The 321-nt window shown below is 63.2% G+C and carries 1 pseudogene; it reads left to right on the forward strand.

Going from position 1 to position 321, the window contains the following annotated elements:
* Positions 1–233, forward strand: a pseudogene (locus AC0IY0_RS28780) (FAD-dependent monooxygenase); the annotation flags it as partial.
* Between the last annotated feature and the right edge of the window lie 88 nt (positions 234–321).

Here is a 321-nt window from a genome sequence, read left to right on the forward strand (position 1 = left end):
TGTCGCCGTTCGCGGGCGAGGGGGCGAACCTTGCCCTCTACGACGGTGCGGAACTCGCCAAGGCGATCGTTGAAGCAGCCGACGACATTGGAACGGCACTCGCCGCATACGAGTACGACCTGTTCCCCCGCAGCGCCGGGATCGCCGATGCGTCTGCGCAGAACCTCATGCAGTTCTTCGGCGCTGGCGCACCTCACAGCGTGGTCGCGATGCTCGCGCCCACGCTTCCATGAGCGTCCACTATGAGTCGGATGCAGTGGTAGAGAATGGTCTGGTGAAGTGTGAGATCCATCAGCGCCTCCCCATGAACTTCCAGCCGAC

The organism is Methylobacterium sp. AC315 (assembly GCF_979253755.1).